The 962-nt window shown below is 47.2% G+C and carries 1 protein-coding gene and 1 pseudogene; one reads left to right on the top strand and one right to left on the bottom strand.

Annotated features, from left to right (window positions below; translation table 11 throughout):
- Window positions 1-606: 606 nt before the first annotated feature.
- A pseudogene (locus PSE6802_RS32380) lies at window positions 607-789 on the bottom strand (transposase family protein); the annotation flags it as partial.
- Between PSE6802_RS32380 and PSE6802_RS30565 the strand changes: the two are divergent.
- A partial coding sequence (locus PSE6802_RS30565) for a P-loop NTPase fold protein (protein ID WP_036947477.1) occupies window positions 742-962 on the top strand: 221 nt, incomplete at its 3' end. The pseudogene PSE6802_RS32380 and the gene PSE6802_RS30565 overlap by 48 nt on opposite strands.

The following is a 962-nucleotide window of genomic DNA, read 5'->3' as shown; positions in this document are numbered from 1 at the left end:
CTTACTCCTCTCGTCCGGTCTACCGTGAATTCGACTTTTCACAGACCTCAGATCCGTTTTTATTCGTTCCGCCCCTATGATGGTTTTGTTCCTTTAGGTGTAGCCATTTTGACTGCCAGAACCCCTTACTCTTGCTGCTACTATACGAATGGTGCAGCGGGATACTAATCTCTGACAGGGTCAGACTTTCGGGCGTTGCGTCTGCCTCTACGTAGGTCACTTTTTTAGGCTCTGTTTCACCTTGGCAACTCCCCTTTAGCGCCAGTGTCATCTGCAACTGATGTCTGATTGCGCCCTGCTCCCAGCTTTGACCTCCCGAATTCCGAGTCGGGTCATCATGGGCAGATAGGGATTCACATCTGAGTTTGATGGGAAGGGCTTTCACCTTCATCATTGGGGCAGTTCAGCTCTTTGGGTGCTTCATGTCTTGCAGCCAAGCTGGTAAGGTTATTTACGGACTGGCTACCGTGATTCCCTTACAACGAATCGCACTCGTATTCGTAGTTGAATTTACCATCGCTGAGCAAGATATTAGTGCGGGTTGCACCGTAGGTATTCATCAGCTAATACTTTTTCACAATTGAAAGCTACTAGACCTCTTGCAAATTAGCCAACTGAGGAGCCTTGAGAGCGTTCAAAATTGTAGAGACCAGCAATTAGATTGCAACGCAAACCAAAGCGGTGACGACGATTGCGATAGCGTCCAGATAAGATGCGGAAGATCTTCAAGCGGCGATTAACATGCTCAATGCCAACCCGTTGGCGCGCAAGTTGGCGGTTGAACGCTTTCTGCTAGTCGTTCTTGCTATTGATGAGCGCTATATTGCTAGAGCTTTGGAAAAGGTTTATCAGGGTGTTTTATCTCGCAAAGGCAATCCCTCAGGTATTGACTATATTGAGAAAATTATCCAAATCCCCTATCGAGTAAGACCAGTCATGCGTAACGTATTGCAAGGGTATCT

It is taken from the genome of Pseudanabaena sp. PCC 6802, assembly GCF_000332175.1.
Classification (GTDB): Bacteria; Cyanobacteriota; Cyanobacteriia; order Pseudanabaenales; family Pseudanabaenaceae; genus PCC-6802.
The sequence above is the reverse complement of the archived record's forward strand: the minus strand, read 5'-3'. Positions and strand labels throughout refer to the sequence as shown.